Source organism: Archangium lipolyticum (genome assembly GCF_024623785.1).
GTDB classification, from domain to species: domain Bacteria; phylum Myxococcota; class Myxococcia; order Myxococcales; family Myxococcaceae; genus Archangium; species Archangium lipolyticum.
The window spans coordinates 356,575-379,250 of the sequence record NZ_JANKBZ010000009.1; the positions used below are offsets into that span (position 1 = coordinate 356,575).

23 protein-coding genes are annotated in these 22,676 nt (G+C 68.3%); 10 read left to right on the top strand and 13 right to left on the bottom strand.

Translation table 11 applies throughout. The features are described from left to right. Positions 1 to 108: 108 nt before the first annotated feature. On the top strand, positions 109 to 1,161 hold the full coding sequence (locus NR810_RS21840; protein ID WP_257455142.1) for an NAD(P)-dependent alcohol dehydrogenase: 1,053 nt from the start codon (positions 109 to 111) through the stop codon (positions 1,159 to 1,161). Between the two features lie 110 nt (positions 1,162 to 1,271). Here NR810_RS21840 and NR810_RS21845 read toward each other — a convergent pair whose 3' ends face one another. Continuing rightward, positions 1,272 to 2,465, bottom strand: a complete 1,194-nt coding sequence (locus NR810_RS21845; protein WP_257455143.1) for an FAD-dependent oxidoreductase — start codon at positions 2,463 to 2,465, stop codon at positions 1,272 to 1,274. 84 nt (positions 2,466 to 2,549) lie between these two features. On the opposite strand from NR810_RS21845, the gene NR810_RS21850 reads away from it, so the two are divergent. The 3 genes from NR810_RS21850 (at position 2,550) to NR810_RS21860 (ending at position 5,013) form a co-directional block, all read left to right on the top strand. Continuing rightward, on the top strand, positions 2,550 to 3,482 hold the full coding sequence (locus NR810_RS21850) for a LysR family transcriptional regulator (RefSeq protein ID WP_257455144.1): 933 nt from the start codon (positions 2,550 to 2,552) through the stop codon (positions 3,480 to 3,482). Positions 3,483 to 3,636: 154 nt separating this feature from the next. Then, positions 3,637 to 3,906: a hypothetical protein gene (locus NR810_RS21855; RefSeq protein WP_257455145.1), complete on the top strand. Its 270-nt coding sequence runs from the start codon at positions 3,637 to 3,639 to the stop codon at positions 3,904 to 3,906. Positions 3,907 to 3,969: 63 nt separating this feature from the next. Beyond that, complete coding sequence (locus tag NR810_RS21860; RefSeq protein WP_257455146.1) at positions 3,970 to 5,013, top strand: SDR family oxidoreductase; 1,044 nt, start codon at positions 3,970 to 3,972, stop codon at positions 5,011 to 5,013. Between the two features lie 56 nt (positions 5,014 to 5,069). Here NR810_RS21860 and NR810_RS21865 read toward each other — a convergent pair whose 3' ends face one another. The 9 genes from NR810_RS21865 to NR810_RS21905 all read right to left on the bottom strand — a co-directional run bounded on the left by NR810_RS21865 (position 5,070) and on the right by NR810_RS21905 (position 14,781). Next, positions 5,070 to 6,059: a serine/threonine protein kinase gene (locus NR810_RS21865; protein WP_257455147.1), complete on the bottom strand. Its 990-nt coding sequence runs from the start codon at positions 6,057 to 6,059 to the stop codon at positions 5,070 to 5,072. Positions 6,060 to 6,541: 482 nt separating this feature from the next. Beyond that, positions 6,542 to 7,036 carry a hypothetical protein gene (locus tag NR810_RS21870; RefSeq protein ID WP_257455148.1) on the bottom strand — a complete coding sequence of 165 codons (495 nt, stop codon included), beginning with the start codon at positions 7,034 to 7,036 and terminating at the stop codon, positions 6,542 to 6,544. Continuing rightward, the gene (locus tag NR810_RS21875; RefSeq protein ID WP_257455149.1) at positions 7,036 to 7,389 is read right to left on the bottom strand and encodes a DUF6152 family protein; all 354 of its coding nucleotides are present in this window, start codon (positions 7,387 to 7,389) and stop codon (positions 7,036 to 7,038) included. The genes NR810_RS21870 and NR810_RS21875 overlap by 1 nt, the downstream gene beginning before the upstream one ends. Before the next feature lie 169 nt (positions 7,390 to 7,558). Continuing rightward, the gene (locus NR810_RS21880) at positions 7,559 to 8,464 is read right to left on the bottom strand and encodes a hypothetical protein (RefSeq protein WP_257455150.1); all 906 of its coding nucleotides are present in this window, start codon (positions 8,462 to 8,464) and stop codon (positions 7,559 to 7,561) included. 386 nt (positions 8,465 to 8,850) lie between these two features. Then, positions 8,851 to 12,231 carry a kelch repeat-containing protein gene (locus tag NR810_RS21885; RefSeq protein WP_257455151.1) on the bottom strand — a complete coding sequence of 1,127 codons (3,381 nt, stop codon included), beginning with the start codon at positions 12,229 to 12,231 and terminating at the stop codon, positions 8,851 to 8,853. A 104-nt stretch (positions 12,232 to 12,335) separates the two neighbouring features. Beyond that, entirely contained in the window at positions 12,336 to 12,656 is a 321-nt protein-coding gene (locus tag NR810_RS21890) for a hypothetical protein (protein WP_257455152.1), read from the bottom strand. A gap of 6 nt (positions 12,657 to 12,662) precedes the next feature. Continuing rightward, a complete protein-coding gene (locus NR810_RS21895) occupies positions 12,663 to 13,130 on the bottom strand; it encodes an SRPBCC family protein (protein ID WP_257455153.1) in 468 nt (155 codons plus the stop codon). A 70-nt stretch (positions 13,131 to 13,200) separates the two neighbouring features. Further along, positions 13,201 to 14,403, bottom strand: a complete 1,203-nt coding sequence (locus tag NR810_RS21900; RefSeq protein ID WP_257455154.1) for an aminotransferase class V-fold PLP-dependent enzyme — start codon at positions 14,401 to 14,403, stop codon at positions 13,201 to 13,203. A gap of 147 nt (positions 14,404 to 14,550) precedes the next feature. Continuing rightward, positions 14,551 to 14,781 (bottom strand): hypothetical protein, encoded by a 231-nt coding sequence (locus tag NR810_RS21905; RefSeq protein WP_257455155.1) that lies wholly within the window; start codon positions 14,779 to 14,781, stop codon positions 14,551 to 14,553. 301 nt (positions 14,782 to 15,082) lie between these two features. On the opposite strand from NR810_RS21905, the gene NR810_RS21910 reads away from it, so the two are divergent. Then, positions 15,083 to 15,718: an HD domain-containing protein gene (locus NR810_RS21910; protein WP_257455156.1), complete on the top strand. Its 636-nt coding sequence runs from the start codon at positions 15,083 to 15,085 to the stop codon at positions 15,716 to 15,718. On the opposite strand, the gene NR810_RS21915 is transcribed toward NR810_RS21910, so the two are convergent. Beyond that, on the bottom strand, positions 15,652 to 16,665 hold the full coding sequence (locus NR810_RS21915) for a GlxA family transcriptional regulator (protein ID WP_326522514.1): 1,014 nt from the start codon (positions 16,663 to 16,665) through the stop codon (positions 15,652 to 15,654). The genes NR810_RS21910 and NR810_RS21915 overlap by 67 nt on opposite strands. 191 nt (positions 16,666 to 16,856) lie before the next feature. On the opposite strand from NR810_RS21915, the gene NR810_RS21920 reads away from it, so the two are divergent. The 4 genes from NR810_RS21920 to NR810_RS21935 are packed head-to-tail and all read left to right on the top strand — an operon-like array spanning position 16,857 to position 20,720. Continuing rightward, entirely contained in the window at positions 16,857 to 17,411 is a 555-nt protein-coding gene (locus NR810_RS21920; RefSeq protein WP_257455157.1) for a hypothetical protein, read from the top strand. 35 nt (positions 17,412 to 17,446) lie between these two features. After that, on the top strand, positions 17,447 to 18,019 hold the full coding sequence (locus tag NR810_RS21925; RefSeq protein WP_257455158.1) for an RNA polymerase sigma factor: 573 nt from the start codon (positions 17,447 to 17,449) through the stop codon (positions 18,017 to 18,019). After that, positions 18,016 to 18,852 (top strand): DUF4384 domain-containing protein, encoded by an 837-nt coding sequence (locus tag NR810_RS21930; RefSeq protein ID WP_257455159.1) that lies wholly within the window; start codon positions 18,016 to 18,018, stop codon positions 18,850 to 18,852. Before NR810_RS21925 ends, NR810_RS21930 begins: the two co-directional genes overlap by 4 nt. Beyond that, a complete protein-coding gene (locus tag NR810_RS21935) occupies positions 18,849 to 20,720 on the top strand; it encodes a hypothetical protein (RefSeq protein ID WP_257455160.1) in 1,872 nt (623 codons plus the stop codon). Before NR810_RS21930 ends, NR810_RS21935 begins: the two co-directional genes overlap by 4 nt. A gap of 70 nt (positions 20,721 to 20,790) precedes the next feature. Here the strand turns inward: NR810_RS21935 and NR810_RS21940 are convergent, their stop codons facing one another. After that, on the bottom strand, positions 20,791 to 21,450 hold the full coding sequence (locus tag NR810_RS21940) for a type IV pilin protein (RefSeq protein ID WP_257455161.1): 660 nt from the start codon (positions 21,448 to 21,450) through the stop codon (positions 20,791 to 20,793). A gap of 299 nt (positions 21,451 to 21,749) precedes the next feature. Between NR810_RS21940 and NR810_RS21945 the strand changes: the two genes are divergently transcribed. After that, on the top strand, positions 21,750 to 22,169 hold the full coding sequence (locus tag NR810_RS21945; RefSeq protein WP_257455162.1) for a GFA family protein: 420 nt from the start codon (positions 21,750 to 21,752) through the stop codon (positions 22,167 to 22,169). 2 nt (positions 22,170 to 22,171) lie between these two features. Here the strand turns inward: NR810_RS21945 and NR810_RS21950 are convergent. Further along, on the bottom strand, positions 22,172 to 22,676 hold a 505-nt coding region (locus NR810_RS21950), incomplete at its 5' end, for an alpha/beta fold hydrolase (protein WP_257455163.1).

Here is a 22,676-nt window from a genome sequence, read left to right on the forward strand (position 1 = left end):
GTATTTCTAAATGGCCCATGTGGATCCTGCCAGTTTCGCCCGCTGTTCCCGGAGCGCATACCTGGGGGGCGTGACCCCCAGGCCACGAAAACCCCCAAGGAGAACCCCATGCCGAAGACTCCTGCCTATGCCGCCCCCGCCGCTGGAAAGCCGCTGGCGCCCTTCTCGTTCGAGCAGCGCGAGGTCGGCCCCCATGACGTGCTCATCGACATCCTCTACTGCGGGGTCTGCCACTCCGACATCCACCAGGCTCGTGACGAGTGGGGCGGCGCCATCTTCCCCATGGTGCCGGGCCACGAGATCATCGGCCGCGTCAAGCAGGTGGGCCAGCACGTCACGAAGCTGAAGGTGGGCGACATGGCGGGCGTCGGCTGCATGGTGGACTCGTGCCGCGACTGCCAGACGTGCCGCCGGGACCTGGAGCAGTTCTGCGAGCGGGGCATGGCCGGCACGTACAACGGCACGTACATGGACCGGAAGACGCCGACCTACGGCGGCTACGCGTCTCGCATCGTCGTCACCGAGCACTTCGCGCTGAAGGTGCCCGAAGGGCTCGACCCCGCTGCCGCCGCGCCGCTGCTGTGCGCCGGCATCACCACGTACTCGCCGCTGCGCCAGTGGAACTGCAAGAAGGGCGACCGCGTGGGCGTGGTGGGCCTGGGCGGGCTGGGCCACATGGCCGTGAAGCTCGCCGCGTCCATGGGCGCGGAGGTGACGGTGCTCAGCACGTCCCGCACCAAGGAGGCCGACGCGCGCCGCCTGGGCGCCCAGGGCTTCGAGGTCACCAAGGACGCGGACACCTTCAAGAAGCTGTCGGGCCGCTTCGACCTCATCATCGACACCATCTCCGCCCCGCATGACTACAACCAGTACCTGGGCATGCTGCGCCCCCAGGGCACCATGGTGGTGGTCGGCGTGCCGCCGGAGGCGGTGCCCGTGCACGCGTTCTCGCTCATCGGCGGGAACAAGCGCCTGGCCGGGTCGATGATCGGCGGCATCGCCGAGACGCAGGAGATGCTCGACTACTGCGCGAAGCACAACATCGTGTCGGACATCGAGATCATCCCCATCCAGAAGATCAACGAGGCCTACGAGCGCATGATGAAGGGCGACGTGCGCTACCGCTTCGTCATCGACATCGCGAGCCTCGAGCGCGCGTAGCGGAGCCGCGGTCCTTTCCGCACCGGGTTCGTTGGGTACCGGCGGTGGCCGAGCTCCATCGCGAGGCGACTCCGCCTCCCGGACTGCGTGAGCCGGGGGGCGGAAGGCGTTCACGCACGCGGCTGGTTCCACTCCAGGCGGTACGAGTACATCTTCGATTGGCCGGAGGCGCCGAGCCGCAGGAAGAAGGGCAGCATCCGATCTCGAAACCACTCCGAGACCGCGCCGCTCACGGCCTTGCCGCTCCCGTTGCGGCGTGCGGCGCGGAAGATGGCGTCCACCCGAGGGCGACGGGCCTTCTCGAAGGCGGCGAAGGCCTTCTCCGGGGTGGGGATGTCTCGCAGGCATTGGGCCAGCACCAGCGCATCCTCCATGGCGAGGGCCGCGCCCTGACCCGCGCTCGGAGACATCGCATGCGCGGCATCCCCCAGCAGGCAGACCCGGCCCGAATGCCACCGTGGCATCGCGTGCAGGTCATGGATGGGCCAGGGTCCCAGGAGTTCCGGCGTGGCGCGAATCACGTCGCCGACCCACGGCGGATCCTCCCGATGGAGTTCCAGGAGCCGCTCGCGCTCCCGGGAGGGATCCGGGTGCTTCCGGAGTGCCTCGAGGTCCGAGCTCCCGGGCGCGCCGTTGTGGAACCACCAGATCTCCCCCGACGGGGTAACGAAGGCGCCGAAGAAGGCCCGCCGCCCGAAGAGCATGAGGTTGACGCCCGGCGGCACGGGCACCTGGACGCCCCGGGCGAAGCCACCGTAATCGAGCAGCCCCGTGAAGCTCGGGGCCGGGGCGTCCGGGAGGAGCAGCGACCGCACCCGCGAGCGCAGCCCATCACAGCCGACGAGGATGTCCGCCGACGACTCCGAGCCATCCTCGAAGCGGGCAATGACGTGGCTCGGGTGGGACTCGTCCACGGCCACGAGCCGCTGGCCCCAGCGGATGTCCACGCCCTGCCGGGCGGCCTCCTCCGCCAGGATCGCGTTCAACTGTCCACGCCGGATCATCGTCAGGGGTCTGCCGAACGCGCTCACATCCCCGCTGCGATCAATGGCGCCGATGGTCTCTCCCCGGCGATTGATGAACTGGAACGATTCACACGGAGTTCCCGCCGCGGCCACGGCGGCGGCCACTCCCAGCGGCTCCAGGGCATTCATCCCGTTCGGAGCGACGCCCAGGAAGGCACCTTCCCCCACCGCCGCCGTCGGCCGGGCCTCGGTGATGGAGACCTCCAGCCCCAGTCGCTTGAGCCACATCCCCAGGACGGGTCCCGCGATGCCTCCCCCCACGATCAGCACTTTGCGCATGTCTCTCGGCCTCCGTTCACCGCTTCATATGCGGAGAGACCGATTCACCTGCAGTGATGATTCGTGATCATATCGTACACCGATATGAACCTATCCGCCCTCGACCTGAACCTGCTCCTCGTGCTGCACACGGTCCTCGAGGAGAAGAGCGTGGCGAAGGCGGCGGCGTCGCTGCACGTGACGTCCTCGGCGGTGAGCAATGCGCTCGGACGGCTGCGCGGCCTGTTGGGAGATCCCCTGCTGGTGCGCCATGGGCGCGGCCTGGTGCCCACTCGCCGGGCCACCGAGCTGGCCCCGCGCCTTCGTGCCGCGTTGAAGGAGTTGCAGGGCGCGCTGGAAGGAGCCGCCGCCCCTTTCGAGCCCGCTCGGACCGACCGGATGTTCACGCTGGCGTGCTCGGACAATGACCAGATTGCCCGGGTGCCCCGGATCGCCGCGGCCTTCTCGGCGCGGATGCCTCGCGCGACGCTGAGGATCGTCAGCATCGACCAGCTCGAGGCCACCGACGGACTCGCCAGTGGACAGGTGGATGCCGTCATCGGCCCGATCGAGGCCGCCGCGCCGGGTCTACACGCGGCGGAGCTGTATCGCGACGAAGCGGTGATGGTGGTCCGCCGGGATCACCCCAAGGTGGGCAAGCGGCTGTCGAAGCAAGCCTTCAATGAACTCCGGCACGTGGACATCTGGCTCTCCATCGAAGGGCCAGGGGTGGGGCACCGCTTCATCGAAGGTTTCTTCCAACAGCACGGTCTGCGGCGGACCGTCTCCCTGGTGGTGCCCAGCTTCGCCGCGGCGGCGATGGTCGCCGCGACCACCGACCTGCTCGCGGGCCTGCCGCGCCTCGTGGCGGAGGCACTCGCCCAACACCTGCCCCTGCGGATTCTCGAGCTGCCCGTGGCCCCACCGCCTTTCCAGATGCACCTGCTCTGGCACGAGCGCACGCATGCCGATGAAGGAGCACGCTTCTTCCGGGAGCTCGTCCTCGGAGCCATGCGCCCTCCCGGAAAGGCAACGTAGCCTCACCCAGGCCCAGCGCGACGCCTTCGGCGCCCACACCTACCAGCGCCGCGCCTGGTCAGTCGGCGGCGGGTTCGATTCCCGCCGCGTCCTCACACGAGCCGGTGTCCTCCATCCACATGCAGCACCTCGCCGGTGGGACACCTCCTTCCTCATGCTCGGCAACGGAGTGGGGCCCGTGGACCTGCACTACGGGACGCCGCGCGAGAATGCCGTGGACACGTTCGCGCTCGCGCTGGACGCCAGCGGGTTCCCCATCATCGCGTGGCTCAAGCAGACCTCGGTGCACTTCCCCAACGTCGTCATCCGGGCTTCGCGCTGGGATGGACAGGCGTGGGTGGCCATGGGAGGGGCGCTCAACGAGGTGGCTTCTCCGGACTCGGTGGCCTCGAAGCCACGCCTGAGCTGGACGCGAGCGGCGTAACAACGCCGGCATCACCCCAGGAATGATTGGTGACCGGTCCACTTCGTCCTGCATAGTACGAGGATGAGCACAGTCCTGGTGACAGGTGGATCGGGTTTCATCGGCAGTCATTGTATCCTACGGCTCCTGGCGGCGGGTCATCAGGTGCGCACCACGGTGCGCAGCCTCGAGCGCGAGGGCGACGTGCGCGCCATGTTGAAGCAAGGCGGTGCCGAACCGGGCGATCGCTTGTCCTTCGTCGCCGCTGACCTCGAGAACGACGCGGGCTGGCCGCAAGCCGTCGCCGGCTGCGAGTTCGTGCTGCACGTGGCGTCGCCCTTTCCTCCGAACATTCCCAAGAACGAGGAGGAACTGCTCGTGCCCGCGCGCGAAGGCGCTCTGCGCGTCCTGCGTGCCTCACGCGCCGCGGGTGTCAAGCGCGTGGTGCTGACCTCTTCGTTCGCGGCGATCGGCTATGGCCAGAATCCGCGAGGGACACCGTTCAACGAGTCGAACTGGACGGATCTCCAGGGCGATGACGTCATCCCCTACGTCAAATCGAAGACCCTGGCCGAACGCGCGGCCTGGGATTTCATCGCCAACGAAGGCGGCGGCTTGGAACTCTCCGTCATCAATCCGGTGGGCGTGTTCGGCCCGGTCCTGGGGCCTGACTACTCAACCTCGATCCTCATGGTGCAACGCCTGATGGACGGCGCCATGCCCGGGTGCCCGCGGCTCTATTTCGGCATCGTCGATGTGCGAGATGTCGCCGACTTGCATATCCTCGCCATGGCTCATCCCGCGGCCAAGGGCGAACGCTTCCTCGCCGTCGCGGGCGATTTCATGCCGATCATCGGTATCGCCAAGGTGTTGAAGGACCGCATGGGCACATGGGCCAGACGCGTGCCGACCTTACAACTGCCCAACTGGCTGGTGCACCTCGCCGCGCTGCGAGACCCCGCGGTGCGTCAGATCCTGCCCGAGCTCGGCAAGACGAAAAACGCCACCAACGAAAAGGCCAGGCGGATGCTGGGTTGGGCACCGCGCTCGAACGAGGAGTCCCTCGTTGCCACCGCCGAGAGTCTGGTGCGGCTCGGGCTTCTGAAGGACAGCCCGAAAAAAGGGTAGGCCTATGTCCCTGGTGCCTCCGCCTCGGGCAAACCTCACGAAGCTCGGGCTCCCCCTCAATCCCTTGTAAAGGGGAACCCCGGAAGCGGGACAACCTTTACGCGCTCGTGGGTGTCGGGTCCCTGTTGGAAGAGCTCGCTCATGAATTGCTCGAGCATGTCGGCGGGGGATAGCGGAGCCTGGGTGCTCATCCAATCCGACAAGGCTTGCTGAAGCGCCTCGGCGGTCGGGTACCGGTCATCCCGTGCTCTGGCCAACGTACGCTGGAGGATCGCCAGGAGGGTCTCGTCCAGAGAGGGATTGAACTCCCGCGCGGGAACCAGCCGCCCCTCCACGGCATGGGAAAGCCGCTCGAACTCGGATTCACCGACACCGAACGGGAGGCCCCCGCACAACATCTGATACAGCACCACGCCCACGACATAGACGTCCGAGCGGGCGTCCAGCACCTGTCCGAGCACCTGCTCGGGAGAGAAATAAACGACCTTGCCCCTCAACCTCCCCTCGTCCGGCGGCCACACCCTCCTGTCGATGCCGAAGTGGGAGATCTTCACCTCCCCCTCGAAGCTCACCAGCACATTGCCGCGATAGAGGTGCTGTCTGACGAAACCCAGAGGCACTCCCCGCGCGTCCAGCCGCGTGTGCAAATAGTGCATGCCCCGGCATATCTCGATGGCGATGCCCACGGCGATGGGCGCGGGCAACCATTTCTGACCCCGCGCCCTGGCCCGATTCCGCACATGGCACAGGGAATGGCCATCCACCCATTCCAGGGCCAGGAAGTACTCGCCCGCCACCCGTCCGAAGTCGAGAACCCGCACGAGGTTGTCGTGGCTGAGGTCCACCGCGATGCGGGCCGCATCGAGAAACATCTCGACGAACGCGGGGACTTCGGCGTTGTAGTCGTGCACCCGCTTGATGAATACATCCCGGGTAGCGCCGGACGCCGCCGTGTCGCGGGCCCGGTACCCCATCGACAATTCCCCCACGTTCAACCGCTCCAGCAATTCGTACCTGCCGAACCGCGTCGTCTGGATGTCGGACATGTCCGAGATGCTATCACCCCAGCCAACAGGCCCAAGCTCCTGCCGCGCACCGCTTGGGAGCGCGGCCTGGGCAGGCGTGTACACCCAAGGGGCTGCGCGGCCTCTGCACAGGCTGGGCGCACAACATGGCGTCCCGGGTTACGTCGTCTATGCGACCAGCGCCACCACGGGCACGACCGCGCAGGATGGCGTCCGGATCGGCGGCGGCAATCTGTACAATGGCAACGTCAACAGATGAGCGGGTGGTGCGAGCGGGGCGCGGGAGGGGCTCAAGCAGAACCCCTCCCGCGGATGCGGCTCGCAGCGCTCAGCCCACCACGAGGTTGATGATGCGGCCGGGAGAGCCGCTGTGACGTGCTTTGCTACATTGCTACAGCAGGCCCGCGCTGGAGCGCTCTTGCCGGAAGCCTCCAGCGGCGGGTTCGATTCCCGCCGCTTCCATACAAGTCTTTTCTGGCATGGTCCCCAAGGCCCGAGGGGGCTCACAAGTAGGCCAGCATCCGGCCGCAGGTGATGACACCCGTCCACAGGACGAGCGAGACCCCGGCGGCGACTCTCGCGGCGGGAGGAGCCACCGTCTCGGTGTTCCACGTCTGGACTGAACGGAACACGCCCCGGTGAAAGAGCAGGGAATTGAGCCCGGCGAGCACGATGAGGGCGAGCTTGAGACCGAAGACGGGGCTCGTCCCCAGGTGGAGCGCCTGGGGGAGGAAGAGCAGCACTCCGGACGGTACCACCACCGCGAGGCCGCCTCGGGCCCACGGCAGGAGATGACGCGCGAGCTCCACCACGGGCAGCCGGCGGGAGAGGCCCAGCAGGCGCAGGTCGAACATCACGGCGGCGCCCACCAGGAGGACGAAGCCGAGGATGTGAACCACCTCCACCAGCGGGAACAGCAGTGGCTCGCGGCGCATCACCTCCGCGAGCCGGGTTGTCTCCAGCCAGACGAGCCACGCCGGACCCCTGGGCGCCGACATCAGCGCAACTCCACCGTCCTCCCCCCTACGGTGATGCGCTCGGCGCGCAGCTCGTCCGGGGTGGTTCGATGGGGATGGCCTTCCACGGTGGCCTCGGCGCCCTCGGCCAGCGCCTCCCGCGGCAACCCCCGGTTCTGCATGCGCGCGGGCGGAGCGAGGACGACGTGCCACGTCCGTGCATCCCCTTCGAGCACGATGTAGCCATGGGGATTGTCGTACCCCGACTCGCGGATGACTCCCGTGAGGGTCATGGGCCGCTCACTGTCGTACCCGCTCCATCCGTGATGTGCGAACGCGCTGCCCGACAGCCACAGCGCCCCGAGGACACCGGCCCAGCTCGAGGTTCTCATCATCCTGCCTCCCCAGGAGGAAACGGTCTCCGCCTGCCGGCGAATCCCTCCCCCTGGGGGCGAGCGCTCCGCGAATGGCCATTGTCCGGGCGACCGCTTCCTGGTCAGGCTGGTTGCCGCAAACCCACGGCCCTGGAGGAGGTCCTGGCCTGGCGGCGTGCCCGCCAGGGGCTCAGCGGAAGCTCAGCACCTGTTGGCAGGCCTGGGGCAACTCGCGTGAGGAGCCGCCGGAGATGCACGAGATGTAGGTCGGCAGGCCGCGCACCTGGGTGCCCCCGAAATACACGTCACGCCGTCCGGCGGGGTCGAGCAGGCGGAGGTGCGTGCACTCCGTCCTGACGCCGTCGATGGCACAAGGGATGCGGGATTCCACATACGGAACCCGGCCGATGTCCTTGAACGTCTCCACGCCATCCCGCACGAATGTCTTCAGGCGGGAAGCATCGGGGAGATGAACCCAGTCGAGCCGCGAGCCATCACCACACTCGATCTGGCCGCTGCCGTCGCCCGACAGGAGCTTGCATCCGGCAGGCGCGGAGAGCTCCCGGCCCGCGAGCGCCGCCTCCGGCTGCTTCACGGTGGCCCCTGCCTCGGGCGCGGCCCTCCAGCCGTTGCCCGCGAGCTTTTCCAGCACACGCCCACAGAGTGACTGCTGTTCCGGGGTCGTCTTGCAGAGAACGCGCCGCGCTCCCTTTCCCTTCACCGGGATGACAGCGAACGTCGACATCTCATGAGCCTCCGGCGCCTTCGCGCTCATGCGCAGGATGCGAGCCTTCTGGCCCGCCAGCGTCGCCGACTCTTCCTCGAATTTCATCCGGCCCGCGGCTTGCCCCTCGAAGGTGCGGCGACTGTTTTCCCACAGGCTCTCGGCGGAGACACCCGGGTGGTCGGAGATGATGGCGTTGAAGCCCCGGCACTCGTAGCCCCACCCCTCGACCCCGATCGACTCCGCCGTACATCCGGCGAAAAGAGACTCGGAGGGAGTACTGGGGCTGGCGTGAGCGGACAGGGTGGGACCCGCCGCGCACAGAACGAGGGACAGCCCGAAGGGGAGATGGAGCGAAGAGGCGAGATTCAACGGAACCTGCTTTCCGGAGTGGGTTGGCGCGCGACAGGACGCGGGCTGGCCGGTGTTCCTGACAAGCCCGCGCATGACCGACCCGAGTGGCTCAGGAGCGCGCACGTGCGGCGTGCGCGGCACATAGGGCGAATAGGAGGCCGGTTGAGGGTGAGGGCTGGTGCAGAGGGGCCGAGGAGGGCCGCTGACGGGGGCCACCTGGGCTGTGCGCCAGGGCGAAGAGGCCGTGCAGCCCCCGTTGGGCACACACTCGCCCTGACGGCCCTCCCAGGAGGCCGGGGGAGGGCAGGGGGCCTGTAGGCACCTGCTGTCGCGCCGCCCTCCCCGCGCCAGTGTCTCGGGCGCGAGGAGGGCGTTTCAGGCGGAGTGTCTCCAGAGGAGTCCTCTCAGGGCGTGTAGAGCTCCACCGAGGAGAGATAGCCGCCTCCGGTGCCAGTGCCCCCCGAGATGAGCACCTTCCCGGAGGGCAGCCGGGTGGCGTTGTGGCCGGAGCGTGCCGTGGTCAGGGGCGCGGTGGAGGACCAGGAGTTGGTGGCCGGGTCGTACACCTGCACGGAGGTGATGGGCTTGTCCGCGTTATCGGCCCCGCCCGAGATGAGCACCTTGCCGGAGGGGAGCAGGGTGTCAACGTGTCCCGAGCGTTCCACGGCCAGAGAACCCGCCGGGGACCAGGAGTTGGTGGCCGGGTCGTACACCTCCGCGGTCGCGAGATGACTGTTGTAATAGTTGTACTGGCCCCCCACGACGAGCACCTTGCCGGACGCGAGCAGCGTCGAGGTATGGGCGTAACGGACCGAGGCCATGGAAGCAACGCGGGACCAGGAGTTGGTGGCCGGGTCGTACACCTCCGCGGTGGAGAAGAAGCCGGCACCATAGCCCCCCGTGACCAGCACCTTGCCGGACGGGAGCAGGGTGGCCATGTGCAGGTAACGCACCGAGGTCATGGACGCAGCGGGGGACCAGGAGTTGGTGGCCGGGTCGTACACCTCCACGGAGGAGAGGAAGCTGCCGTTGTACCCACCGGTAACGAGCACCTTGCCGGAGGAGAGCCGGGTAGCGGTGTGGCCGAAGCGTGCCGCTGCCATGGAGCGGGCGGAGGACCAGGAGTTGGTGGCCGGGTCGTACACCTCCGCAACGGAAGTAGCACCGTTGTTGTATCCGCCTGCGATGAACACCTTGCCGGACGAGAGCAGGATGGCCGGAGCGGAGCTGTGGGGCGAGGCCATGGGGCCGGTGGAGGACCAGGAGTTGGTGGCCGGGTCGTAGAGCTCTGCGGAGGTGAGCATGCTGCTATTCTGGCCCGCCGCGACGAGCACCTTGCCAGAGAGCAGCAGGGTGGAGGTGTGGTTGGCGCGCGGCGTGACCATGGAGCCCGCCGACGTCCCCCCTCCGGATACAGGCGGCGGACGGAAGACCACGGACACCGTGTTGGTCTGACACAGGATGGCACCCGAGGCATTCTTGATGACGGCGTAGCGTGTGTAGTTGCCCTCGAGGCCAGGCGCGTTGGTGTAGGTGAAGCTGCCGGAAGCGGCACCAATCGGCTGATTCACCGCATCCGTCACCCCGTTCTTGGTGCCATTCCAATAGGCGCCAGCACCCGCGGGCACGAGGCCCGACACGCTGATGGTGAGGATCATCGAGCCGCCAGAGGGCACATCATGGCTGCTGGAGGACAGCGAGCAGCTCAGCGTCCCTCCACCGCCGCCCGAGCCGCCCGAGCCGCCCGAACCGGAGCAGGAGGTGGTGGCGCACCGGCAGAAGCCGCCGTAGGGGGCATTGCCGGTGCAATAGAGGCCGCTCTGACACTGGGACGAGCCGTGGCAGATGCTCCCCACCCCTCCCAATGGCCTGCAGGAGCCCCGGAGCGAGCCAGGGTAGGAAATGGGAGTGGAGCAATAGAGGCCGCTCTGGCACTCACCTGAGTTGGCGCAGGTCGTCCCATTCCCTCCCAGGGCCCGGCAGATGCCCTCGGAGAGACAGTAGAGGCCGCTCTCGCACTGAGACGTGCTGGAGCACCGCGCCCCCGCCCTTCCCCGAGGGACACTCACGGCCCACGCGGTGAAGTGCGGGACATCCACCACCCAGCTCAGGCGATCAGGGTCCGTGCTGGACGGCTGGATGTTGCCAGCCCCCTGCTCATGCCAGGCGTAGTCCGACAAGTCGAGCCACCACGCGGGAATCGTCTCTCCCGCGGGGTGACTGCTTGCCCAGGCGTCAGGCAATTCGAGTTCGAGCCTCACCCTCTTTCCCGGGGCCACCTGAGCGGAGGCGCCGTTGGACCAGAGGCTGACCTCGGCCATGCGCAGGTCTCCGAGATCCACCGGCTCCCCATCCGCCTCGCGCACGCCAATCCCAGGGCCAGGGAGCGCGGCGGGGTCAACGGTCGAGTCCAGTGAAGCGATGGTTACCTGCACGTCTCCCGTGACGGGGTTGCCCAGGGCATCCACGACGGCTTCGGGAGGAAAAGTGAGACGCACCCCCGGCACCTGGAGGGTTCCCCCCCGCCCGGCGTCGAGCGAGAGAGGCTCGCCCAGGGCGAGCAGCCGGATGCCACGGAGGACGAGCCCCTCCGCCTGCAACGGCACGATAGCGACCGCCGGGGCATGGCCGGGCGCCTCCACTCGCACCCGCAGCTGCTCCCCTGTCAAACCCTCGAAGAGCTGGCGCCCCAGGCCATCGACGGAGAAGGTCGCATCCATCGCATGGATTGCCGCCGTGGGGATGGGCCGGCCGGAGACGTCCAGGACCTGCAGGAGAACGCTGGTACTCGCGGGGTTCGCCGATGCGGGAGGCGTATAGCGCTCCGCGGAAGACTGGTTGCCATTGCTGACGCCGCCCGCCACAAGCACCTGGCCCCCCTCCAGGAACGCCGCCGTGTGCTGATAACGCCCCACCGCCATGTGGCCCGCGGGCTGCCAGGCCGCCATGGCGGGGACATACAGCTCGGCGGAAGTCTGGATTCCGGTGTGCTCGTGGTAGCCGCCCACCACGAGCACCTGGCCATCGGGCAGCAACGAGGCCGAGTGGTGGCGGCGCGGCAAAGCCATGCTGCCAGTGTTTATCCAGGTACCCGTATCCGGCGAGTACAGCTCCGCCGACACGCCGCCGCGCCACTCCTCCCCGCCTCCACCCGTGACCAGCACCTGGCCGCCGAGCAGCATGGTGGCGGTGTGGCCGGTGCGAGCCACCTTCATCGAGCCCACGGCATGCCAGGTTCCGGTGGCCGGGTCATACAGCTCCGCGGTGTTCACGCGCACGCCCGCCGAGTCGGTGCCGCCCGCCACCAGCACCTTGCCGTCGAGAAGCAGGGTCGCGGTGTGGTTGCGGCGCGCCGTGCCGAGGGCGCCGGTGGAGGTCCAGAGCCCGCTCTCCGGGTCATACACCTCGGCCGCAGCCAGGGTCTCTCCGTCACCGCCTCCGCTGACTCCGCCGGCGACCAGCACCTTGCCGCCGGGCAGCGGCGTGGCCGTATGTTGGCGACGAGGGTGGAGCAGCGCCCCCGTCGGTTGCCAGGTTTCAGCGGCGGGGTCATAGAGCGCCGCGGAGACACTGGGGTTCCAGTCGCCCGCTCCCGCCACCAGCACCTTGCCGTCGGGCAAGCGGGTAGCGGTCGCCTCCCGATAGGGATTGGGGGCATCGGCGACACCGCGCCAGAGGCCGGTCGCTGGATCATAGACCTCGGTGGAGACGTTATACCCACCGACGACGAGGACCTGACCATTCTCCAGGACCGTGGCGGTATGGAGCAGTCGAGCACGGGCCAAGTCGCCAGCCGGGCTCCACGTCCCTTCATCGGTGGTGCTCCCCTGCCGCATCGAGACGTGGGGGAATGACACCTTCGCTGGCTGCTCCGTACTGGAACAGCTTGTCAGGAAGAGGCCGAGAAAAAACAGCAGACCTGTTCGTGGATATCGTCGCACAAGTTCTCCGTGGAGATATGAGCCCTGGATTTACTCGTTGAAACAGTCAGCTCATACGGGATGTTATGTTCTTCCAGCTTGTGCTGGCTGGCAATTCCCTGGAGATGCTTCAGGACGAAGAAGAACGTGATGGTGGTGGCCGTGCGGCGGCTCTGGCGCTTTCGCAGGACCAGAAGAGTGCCTCGGCGGTTTCTTGCACGGCAAACCGTTGCATCATCAACGGCAGGTGCGTGAGCTGTCCGGAGTGAGCTGAGCAGTGGCGGTTCCATGAACACTCAGGAAGAGCAACCCGCCTCGACGAGCGCCGCGAGTTTCGCGAGTGACATCCGCCAGCCCGTCTCGTTGTCGGCGGGCGACACGCCGCGCGGTAGCCCATCGTGCACGGCGAGGATCTCGGTGCCCCCGTCCACATCGGTGAGCGTGGTCGTGATCGTCATCTCACCCTGCATCGCGGGATCCATCGTCTCGAACTCGACCACTTCGACCACCTGCTCGTCTGGCACGAGCTTCACGAAGCGACCGTGGTACGTGTCGGTGTGCGCGGTCGTCTTGCCGGTCTCCGTTGGAGCATCGTACGTGAGCGAGATCCGGAACGAGCCACCTTCGCGGGGATCGAACTCATGCACGTGGCTGGTCATGCCGGTGGGCACCTTCCACGTCGCGATCGCGCGCGCATCAATGAGCGCGCGATAGACGCGCGCACGGGGCGCGTTCACACGGCAGCTGATTCGGGTCGAGCTCATGCCCGGACTCTACTGTTCTTCGAAAATCAAAGCCCCCCCTCGAGAACCGCGCCGGCCTGGCACTCCGGCTTTACGACCGGGAGCCCGCCGGGCCCAGCTCCGCTTGCAGCGCGTCCGCCAGCCGCTGGTAATCCTCGGGCGAGTTGTAGAGCTGGGCGGACACTCGCAGGTGGCGCTGGGGTGGCCGGGGCCAGACGACGACAGGCACCTCGATGCCGTGCTTGAAGAGGAGCTTGTCCTGGAGGGGCTCCGACCCGCGTATCACGGACACCTCCATGCCGCCGTCCGGCAGCGCCACGGTGGCCATGGAGCCCACCATGTCCTCGGGACAGTGGGGCGCCACCCCGAGCCGCTGGCAGAGGAAGGAGCGCGCCGCGAGCGCCTTGGCCCGGTTGGAGGCCATCACTTCGGGCCAGCCGCCGGGCAGCATGCCGCCCATCACCTCCAGCACCTTCGGGATGCAGAGGAACGGGGTGGGGTCGTCCGTACCGAGCCAGTCGAAGTCGAGGCGGAATTGCGAGCGGTCCTTGCGCCGCGAGTTGTACCCGTGGCTGATGATGAGGGGACGGATGCCCGGCTGGAGGTCCCTCCGCACGTGGAGGAAGGCCGCCCCCTTGGGCGCGCACAACCACTTGTGACAGTTGCCCGAGTAGTACGCGACGCCGAGCTGGCGCAGGGAGAGGGGCACCTGCCCGGGGGCATGGGCGCCGTCCACGAGCGTCTCCACGCCGCGCTCGCGCAGCGCCCGGACGATGGTGGCCAGGGGGAGCACCAGCCCCGTCGGGCTGGTGATGTGGTCGATGAGGAGCAACCGGGTGCGCTCGGTGACGTGGGAGAGCACCGTGTCCACCACCGCCTGGGCCGAGGGCACGGGCCAGGGCAGCTTGATCACCACCACCTTCACGCTCCACTGGCTGGCCACGAACTCGAGCGCGTTCCTGGAGCCGTTGTACTCGTTGTCCGTCACGAGCAGCTCATCGCCGGCGGAGAAGCGCAGCGAGCGCAGCACGGTGTTGACGCCCGTGGAGGCGTTGTTGACGAAGGCCAGATCGTCCGGATCCGCGTCCACGAAGGCCCCCAGCGCCGCGCGGGCCGAGTCGAGCAGCCCCTCGACCTCGCGCAGGAGGAAGCGCACCGGCTCGGCCTCCAGACGGGCCCGCAGCCGGGACTGCTCCTCCAGTACCCGGGTGGGGCACGCGCCGAAGGAGCCGTGGTTGATGAAGGTCACCTCGGGGTCGAGCGACCAGTGGGAACGGAAGGGAGAGGTGTTCATGAGGAGCGCACCATAGAACGGCGCTTCCGCCCATGAACAGTGCCTCCCTTCCCGGGCTCAGCGCGGCGTGAGAAGGCCAGCTAGCGGAACCCAGGGCACCTCTGCCTCGCTGGGGCGAGGTGAGGTGCCCGTGGGCCCGCGAGAGCGTCACGCGCGGTCGGCGATCACCATGACGTCCACGAAGCCGTTGTAGGGATCATCGAAATTGCCAGAGCTGTCCCGGAGCGAGAATGTCACCAGGACCCTGACCGTGGTGAGCGTGATGTTCGTCACGCGTGTGTCGATCTCCGTCCTGAGCAGGTGATGATCACCGTTGGTGTACCCGACGTTGAAGCCGTTGAGCACGGCTTCGGCTGCCCGCACATTGGTCGGAAACACAAACGCGAGCTCCATGCTCTGGGCGCTACCGCTATGTGTCGGAAAGGTTGCTCTCCTCCGCTGAAAATCAATAGGCATTGTATTCTCCGGTGTGCTGGGGCCCGCCATGGGTCCCAACAGGTGGAGTGACCTTGCTGGGATGTGACTGAAGCCCTGGCCGCCAGGACTTCTCCATCCGGGCTGGAGACAAGGAAGAATGGCTTGGGCAATCTGGCAGGATTCGACGCCTGTTCGTCCGTTCCGGAGCGCCGCGTGAGGGCACCATGGGGCCTTCACCTCGCCTCACGGAAAGGGTCCTCCCATGATTTCGGAAGTCGCCGGTGTCCGCCTCCCCGATAGCAAGCTCGCACGCGAAGCGACCGAGCTCGTCCGCGACGTCTCGACCCCTCTCGTCTACCACCACGCGCTCCGCTCCTACGTCTTCGCCGAGCTCCTCGGGCGCACGCGGGGCCTCGTCTACGACTCCGAGGTGCTCTACCTCGGAACGGTGATGCACGACCTCGGCCTCACCGAGCGCTTCGCGGGCACCGAGCGCTTCGAGGTCGACGGCGCCAACGCGGCGCGCGACTTCCTCGTGCGGCACGACGCTCCGAAGGAGACCGTCGCGCGGGTATGGGATGCAGTCGCGCTCCACACCTCACTCGGCATCGCCGCGCACAAGGAACCCGAGGTGGCGCTGGCCCACCTCGGCATCGGTGTGGACGTCGTCGGAATCGGCGCCGAGCACATCGGGCGCGAGCGCCTCGAGGCGGTCGCCGCGGCATTCCCACGTCTGGGCTTCAAGCAGTCCTTCCTCCACGTGCTGGTCGGCGTGGTCCAGAAGAAGCCGCACACCACCGTCGGCAATTTCCTCTCGGACGTGGGCCGCCGTCACGTCCCCGGCTTCCACCCCGGGGATTTCTGCGACCTGCTCGTGGGGGCACCATTCACCGAGTGACGGAACTCGGCGGGGCCAACGCCGCGCTGCCGGAGGAAGGCGCGGCGCAGGCCGTTCGTGTTCTCGAAACCCACGCGCGCCGCGATGGTCTGGATCGGCAGCTCCGAGCCCTCGAGCAGCAACTGGGCGGCCTCGACGCGGGCGGCCTCGACGAACCGTGCGGGCGTCATCCCCGTTTCCCGCCGGAACACCCGCGCGAAATTGCGCGGACTCATGTGCACCCGTCGCGCGAGCTCCTCCACGGAGTGATTCTCGCGCAGGTGCTCCATCACCCACTGCTGCAGCGAGTGGATGGCGGGCATGTCGGCGAACTGGGCCTCGAGCTGGCGGCTGAACTGTGACTGGCCGCCGGGGCGCTTGAGGAAGACGACGAACTCGCGCGCGATGGTGAGCGCGAGCGCACGGCCGAAGTCCTCCTCGACCAGCGCGAGGGCCAGATCGATGCCGGCGGTGACGCCAGCGGAGGTGTATGTCGAGCCATCCTTGATGAAGATGTGGTCGGGCTCGACAGTGGCGGCCGGACAGGCACGCGCGAGGGCGCGAGCGAAGCGCCAGTGCGTGGTGGCGCGCTTGCCGTCGAGCAGTCCGGCCGCGCCCAGGACGAAGGCGCCCGTGCAGACGGAGCCGTAGCGCCGGCAGCGGGGGGCCTCGCGGCGAAGCCACTCGAGCACCTGGGGGTCTCCGGCAATCGGAGGAACACCGGGGCTGCCGGCGACGAGCAGGGTGTCGATCGGCCCTACATCCTCCGCGAGGGTGGCCGCGGGCCGGATCCCGATACCCGACAGGGTCGTGAAGGGGCCGGGACCGGTGCCGAGGATCAGGAGCTCGTAGCCCCCCCGGGAGAGCTGGGCCGCCGCGGCGAAGACATCCGCGGGCCCGACGGCATCGAGAGCCAGGACACCAGGATATGTGAGGATGGCGATTCGCAGGGCGGCGGAAACATAGATGCCCTCGCGTGCTCGGTGTCAAAGAACCCGACGCGCGGGCTTGGAGGGACGGACGGGCCACGAAAAAAAGCGCGCCGCTTTAAACAGGAAAAGGGGGCAGGGGTTCTTCCCGGCAAATCGCTTCGCGGGAGCGCCGTTCTCCTGCGCGGCCTTCTCTCCATCTTCTCATCTAGAGAAAAGGAACCCACTCCATGACCACGATCCGGAACACCCTGACCTGCGCCCTCGCCGCCGCCCTCCTCACCACCGGCTGCGGCCATCAGAGCACCGACCTCTCCCAAGGGGTCTACACGCTGCGCTTCGACAAGACCCAGGACACCTGCACCCCCGCGAGAGCCGGGGGCGACTTCGGCACCGTCCGGGTCGAGCAACTCGGTGGCATGGCCTTCGCGGAGTACCCTTCGATCTTCTCCCCGGGACCCGTGCGGCAGGCCTCGGTTCCCTTGTCCGAGGGCATGAGAACCGAGGGGACCACCGGGGGCAGCTCCTGGGCCGGAGTGCTCACGCACGACGGGGTGGAGGTCGAGCGTGTGGAGGAGAAGTCCTTCGAGCTCGGCTACAGCTACTCCATCGAGGGCCTGGCCAACATTCCCGCCGGCGAAACGCGCCCGGAGGGCTACCCGGAGGCGGACTGCGAGGTGCGGGGCCGCCTCGTCTACACGCTCAAGGAGGAGTGCCCGGTGCGCTGCGAGCTCGTGCGCGACAGCGAGACGCTCCCCCTCCAGACGCGTTGTGCCTGTCCCTGAGACGCCGGACGGGCTAGGTTGCGCGTCGGACACCCGTGGACTCCGACCCGCAGCTCGACGCACGTACCGATGAGGAATTGATGCTGCTCGCGGGCGCGAGCGACTCCCGCGCCTTCGAGGTCCTCGTCCGCCGCCACCTGCCGAGGCTCTCGCGCTACTGCGCGAAATCCGTGGGACATGCGGCCGAGGGCGAGGAGCTCGCGCAGGAGGTGCTCGTGCGCGTCTGGGACGCGCGGCGCGACTACCGCCCGCGCGCTCCCTTCACCGTCTTCCTCTTCACCATCGCGCGCAACCTCTGCCGCAACCGGGCGCGCGACGCGGGCCGCCGCCTGCGCTGGGAGTCTTCCGATTCCAACATGCCCGAGTCCACCCAAGGCAGCGCGAGTCACATGGACGTCCTGCTCGAGCGGGAGGCCCATCGGCACGTGAGGCAGGCCGTGCTCGAGCTACCCGAGAAGTTCCGTGAGGTGCTGCTCCTGCGCTTCGATCAGGGGCTCGAGTATCCGGAGATTGCCCGCATCGTCGGCAGTCCGGAGGCCACCGTGCGCTCTCGCGTCTTCCACGCGCTCAAGAAGGTTCGCGGCACCCTCGCTGGAGCAGCTTCATGACCTCTCCCTGTCCCCCTTCCGAGCAGTGGGACCTCCTCGCGGACCGGCAGCTGGGCGAGGACGAGGCCCAGGCCCTGCGCGAGCATGCTCGCACGTGCGATCGTTGCGGCAACGCGCTGAAGGACTCCGAGGCGCTGATCGCCAGGATCGCCGCGCCCTTCGGCGGCACCGCCGGAGAGGCCTCGGTGGCCGAGGTGATGCGCCGGGTGCGGATGCGCGAGGCGCCCCGTGCCCGTCCCCCCCGGCCTCGCTGGGCCCAGGCGGGCCTCGTCCTCGGGGCGCTGGCGGCGAGCCTCCTCCTCGTGCTCGTGGCGCCCCGGATGCTCGCCGGGGATGAATCGGCCGACTGGACACCGCGCGGCGCGGGGAGCCCGAGCGCGCTCTCCCAGCGCGTGGGCATCCGCTTCCACCGGGCCACGAACCCGCCCACGCCCCTGGATGCCGGGGCCCGGCTCCCGCTCACGACGCCGCTCGTCGTCGCCTACCGGAACATCGAGTCGGCCCGGCCGGTCTACCTCCTCGCCTTCGCGGTGGATGCCTCGGGAGAGGTGCATTGGCTCTATCCCGGCCACCTGAGCGAGACGAGCGACGAGCCCGCTCCGCGGCTGGAGACGACCGGCCCCCAGGAGCGGATGATGCCCGAGGCCGTGCAGCTCGAAGCGCCCGCGGCCGGGCCCCTCCAGCTCGTGTCCATCGTGTCCCCGGAACCCCTGCGCGTCTCCAGCGTGGAGCGCCTCGCGCCCGGGCAGCGCACGCTCGCGGCGCTGCGTGAGCGCTGGCCCGCCGCGGTGGTGGAAGCGCTCGAGGTCGAGCTCGCCAGGGACGCGAAATGAGCCTGGGGGTCGTCGCGACGGGCATGCTCCTCACGGCGCTCGCCGCCGCGCCCGAGCGCGCTCCTTCCGTCTACGCGCTCATCGTCTCCAACAACCAGAGCTACAAGCTCGCACGGCCCGCCCTGCGGTACGCGGACGACGATGGCGCGAAGTACCACGAGGTCTTCTCGCTCATCGCGGGAGCCGGGCACGTGACGCTCCTCGGCGACTTCGACCGGGACACGGAGCGCCAGTTCCCCGAGCTGGCTGCGGCGGTGAAGGAGCCGAGCGCCGGCAACGTGCGGGAGGCGGCTCGCACCGTCGCCGCCGCCGTTCGCGCGGACCGGGCGGCCGGCCGCGAGGTGGACTTCTTCTTCGTCTTCGCGGGCCATGGCGACGTGGACGGCGGCAGGGGGTTCCTCGAGCTGAGTGACGCGGCCTTCGACGCGAGCGCGCTCGAGGCCGTGCTGCGCGAGGTGGGCGCCACCCGCTCCCACGTCATCCTCGACTCGTGCAACTCGTTCTTCGTCATCAGCCCACGCAAGGCGGGAGGCCGGCGCTTCTCCACTCCCGCGGATGTCTCCTCGGGCGTGGCCCAGCGCGTGCCGAACGTGGGCGTCTTCCTCTCCACGAGCGCGGAGGCCGAGGTCTACGAGTGGTCCGAGCTGCAATCCGGCGTCTTCAGCCACGCGGTGCGCTCGGGCCTCCTCGGGGCCGCGGATGCGAACGCGGATGGCCGCATCACCTACCGGGAGCTCGAGGCCTTCGTGAGCGTGGCCTCGTCCGCGGTCCCCAATCCGCTCTTCCGGCCCAAGGTCTTCGCCCGCGGCCCCGGCCTCCTGGAGGAGGCGGTGCTCGTGGACCTGCGCGGCGTCGATGCGCCCGGTCTCGAGCTCCCCGTCTCCGAGCCCGTCCGCGTGACGCTGCGGGATACGAGCGGGCTGCGCTGGCTGGACGCCAACAAGGAGCGAGGCGTCGCGCTGCGCCTCCTCCTCCCGCCCCGCCTCGCCTCGGGCATGGAGGTGGAGCGCCGGCGCCCCGGCGTGGGCACCGAGCGCTATGAGGTCGCATCCGCCGCACGGGGGGTCGTGGTCCGGCTCGAGGACCTCAGCCCCACACCCGCGCCTCTCGCGGGACGCGGCGCCCAGGATCAGCTGCGCCGGCTCTTCGACGCGCCCTTCGGACCCGCCGCCCTCGCCGCCTGGGACGCCGCGCGCGCGGCCGAGCCGCCGCCCGTCTTCGGCATCTCCGAGGAGGATCGCGTCCGCATGCGGCTCGTGGTGGAGACCTTCGCCGCGGTGGAGCAGGACCGGATGAACGTCTCCATCATCACCTCCTCGGCCGCCGCCCTCTCGCCCATCGTCGTGGGGACCTACACCCTGCTGAGCGAAGGACCCCGCTCGCTGCGGGGCTGGGGGCCCATCATGGGCGGCCTCGTGCTGGGCGGATTGGACGTCCTCACCCTGTCGCGGCTCGAGCGTCCCTCGATGCTCCTCGAGGAGTTCGCGGACGACTCGCGCGACCCGGGCCTCGTCGTGGCGCGCACCGACTGGCGCCTCAACCGCTTCCTCGCCCAGGAGCGCCGGCTGCGGCGCAAGATCGAGACGCGGGGCTGGCTGCTGCTCATCGCGAGTGGAGCCCTGCTCACCCTCGGAGAGCTCGGACGCCTGGCGGACCTCCGGCGCGAGACCATCTACTTTTTCGAAGCGAACGCGATGGGTGTCGGCATCTCGGCCGCGAGTCACCTCATCCAGGCGTACTTCACGCGCCGGGCCGCCGAGCGGCTCATCGATTTGTGGCGGAGGGATCCGGGCCTGCGCGAGCTGCCGCGCGTCTCGCTCGTGCCACTCGAGGGCGGCGCGGCGCTCGCGGTCCACGGGTCCTTCTGAATTGAGCACCCTCCGCAACGCGGTGCCCGCCCTACGCGAGGGGGGGCACCGCAAGGGGAGAGGGGGGCCCTCAGATGTCGCACTCGATGTCGTCGTAGGTGTTGATCGGCGTCTTGGCCGGCACCACGTCGCCTCGCTCGGTGCCACAGATATCCGAGGCGCTATCGATGCTGACATTCTCCGTGGCGATGTACCAGGTATCCACACCGTGCGGTTCGTCGTCGAGCTGTCCGACTGCCACGGCGTCGGTGTTGCAGCCCGGGCAGGGACCCGAAATGCCCGGAACGTTAGTGGCATCCCCTGGTCCCAGGTGGATCACCTTGAATCGACGCGGGGCGGGCTTGGAGTCATTCCTGTCCAGGCCATGCACATAGACATCCACACCGATGCACTCCACCGACCCCGTCATGGGAGGGAGGGTGGCCGTTTCACGGAGCTCGCACTTCGAATCATCGCCGAAGTAGTAGGCGTAACGGTTTCCTCGTTCGACAGTGAAGCCGAGTGTGCGGATGTCCTGGGTGTAGCCGTTGGTCTCCTGGTGGTAGGCGTGTTGGGCCTGGGCCCACGACTTGAGGTTGTGCCGGGCCTCGGTCTGGAGGGCGCGGGAACGGGCCGCCAGGAAACGGGGCACGGCGATGGCGGCGAGCAGTCCGAGCATCACCAGGACGAGCGCCACTTCGATGAGGGTCGAGCCTCGGGGACCGCGAGGCGGAGAGGGGAGACGGTACATGGAGTCCTTTTGTCCGGGCGGGTGGATGGGGAGAAGGCATGCGCCCGATTGGGTGACAGGCCGTCAGCAGGGTCCATGCCAGTCAGGCCCCAGGCCCAACGCGCTGAAATCCCAGAGGGCATGGGGACCCGTGGAGCGTGGACTGCCCATTTTGGGCAGAGGCGTGACGCGATTCGTCCCTTGGGCACCCTTCGAGACCCAGCATGCGCATCTCCCGCGATGGCTCGTTGCTGTTCGCGACCACCGGGAGTGGAGCACCAGGCTTGCCCGCGAGTTGGACGTCCAATAAGAGTCGGGCAATGGACGCCAAGACGACTCGTTACACGGGCGGTTGCCTCTGCGGCGCGTTGCGGTACGAAGCCGAGGGTGAGCCGTTGTTCGCTGGCTATTGCTACTGCGTCGACTGTCGCAAGGCCTCGGGTTCGGGGTTCATCCCCTTCATGGGCTTCTCGAGCGCCGCGGTTCGCTTCAGTGGCGAAACGCGACAGTTCCGGTCGAAGTCCTTCAGGGGCGGTGACTCCGTGCGCAATTTCTGTCCCGTCTGCGGAGGACTCGTCTTCGGTGGAGAGGTCGGCAAGGACGATTCCCATACCATCTATGCGGGCTCCCTGGACGACCCCTCATCCTTCCAACCGAAGGTCGCGATCTTCACACGAGACCGTCCCGCCTGGGTCGTCATGCCGCCGGACCTCCCCGCCTTCGACACCATGCCGGAGTGAGCTCACAGGACGAAGCGCACGGCTTCCACCACGATTTCTGGCTCCGTGAACTGCGGGAAATGTCCGCTTCGGCTGGCGATCATCTGCCTCCCTTTGGGCGACAGTGCAGCCAGGCCCCGCTGGTGTTCCGCTCGTGCGGCGAGGGCTTGCGCCGGGGTGGCCCATGCCATGGCGGGTCTACCGCCCGTCACGACGACAAGGGGGACGTCTGGGAAGGGGCCTGCTCGCTGGATGAGGTCGACGGTGCGTGAAACGTGTTCGGTCTCTCCGAATTCATCCTTTCCGAAGAGCGCATCGAGCGTGCGCTGGGCAAAGCGCTGAAAGCCGCTTTGATGCCTGGTCATGACGCCGACGTCTTCGGGAGCAGTGGCATCGAGCAGCACCACGCCGGAAACCTCACCCGGGAATGTTCGGGCGAATAGATTGACGGCAAGGCCGCCGAGCGAATGACCCACCAGGAGGTAGGGCGGAGGCAGGTTGGCTCGAAGCAGGAGCGCACGGAGCGAC

What these genes read in the sequence shown, in the direction of transcription:
- NR810_RS21845 (WP_257455143.1), bottom strand. Translation starts at nt 2,465, where the DNA reads ATGCGCAAAGTGCTGATCGTGGGGGGAGGCATCGCGGGACCCGTCCTG.
- NR810_RS21940 (WP_257455161.1), bottom strand. Translation starts at nt 21,450, where the DNA reads ATGTACCGTCTCCCCTCTCCGCCTCGCGGTCCCCGAGGCTCGACCCTC.
- NR810_RS21865 (WP_257455147.1), bottom strand. Translation starts at nt 6,059, where the DNA reads ATGTCCGACATCCAGACGACGCGGTTCGGCAGGTACGAATTGCTGGAG.
- NR810_RS21945 (WP_257455162.1), top strand. Translation starts at nt 21,750, where the DNA reads ATGGACGCCAAGACGACTCGTTACACGGGCGGTTGCCTCTGCGGCGCG.
- NR810_RS21840 (WP_257455142.1), top strand. Translation starts at nt 109, where the DNA reads ATGCCGAAGACTCCTGCCTATGCCGCCCCCGCCGCTGGAAAGCCGCTG.
- NR810_RS21890 (WP_257455152.1), bottom strand. Translation starts at nt 12,656, where the DNA reads ATGGAACCGCCACTGCTCAGCTCACTCCGGACAGCTCACGCACCTGCC.
- NR810_RS21920 (WP_257455157.1), top strand. Translation starts at nt 16,857, where the DNA reads ATGACCACGATCCGGAACACCCTGACCTGCGCCCTCGCCGCCGCCCTC.
- NR810_RS21870 (WP_257455148.1), bottom strand. Translation starts at nt 7,036, where the DNA reads ATGTCGGCGCCCAGGGGTCCGGCGTGGCTCGTCTGGCTGGAGACAACC.
- NR810_RS21935 (WP_257455160.1), top strand. Translation starts at nt 18,849, where the DNA reads ATGAGCCTGGGGGTCGTCGCGACGGGCATGCTCCTCACGGCGCTCGCC.
- NR810_RS21850 (WP_257455144.1), top strand. Translation starts at nt 2,550, where the DNA reads ATGAACCTATCCGCCCTCGACCTGAACCTGCTCCTCGTGCTGCACACG.
- NR810_RS21860 (WP_257455146.1), top strand. Translation starts at nt 3,970, where the DNA reads ATGAGCACAGTCCTGGTGACAGGTGGATCGGGTTTCATCGGCAGTCAT.
- NR810_RS21910 (WP_257455156.1), top strand. Translation starts at nt 15,083, where the DNA reads ATGATTTCGGAAGTCGCCGGTGTCCGCCTCCCCGATAGCAAGCTCGCA.
- NR810_RS21900 (WP_257455154.1), bottom strand. Translation starts at nt 14,403, where the DNA reads ATGAACACCTCTCCCTTCCGTTCCCACTGGTCGCTCGACCCCGAGGTG.
- NR810_RS21855 (WP_257455145.1), top strand. Translation starts at nt 3,637, where the DNA reads ATGCTCGGCAACGGAGTGGGGCCCGTGGACCTGCACTACGGGACGCCG.
- NR810_RS21875 (WP_257455149.1), bottom strand. Translation starts at nt 7,389, where the DNA reads ATGATGAGAACCTCGAGCTGGGCCGGTGTCCTCGGGGCGCTGTGGCTG.
- NR810_RS21930 (WP_257455159.1), top strand. Translation starts at nt 18,016, where the DNA reads ATGACCTCTCCCTGTCCCCCTTCCGAGCAGTGGGACCTCCTCGCGGAC.
- NR810_RS21895 (WP_257455153.1), bottom strand. Translation starts at nt 13,130, where the DNA reads ATGAGCTCGACCCGAATCAGCTGCCGTGTGAACGCGCCCCGTGCGCGC.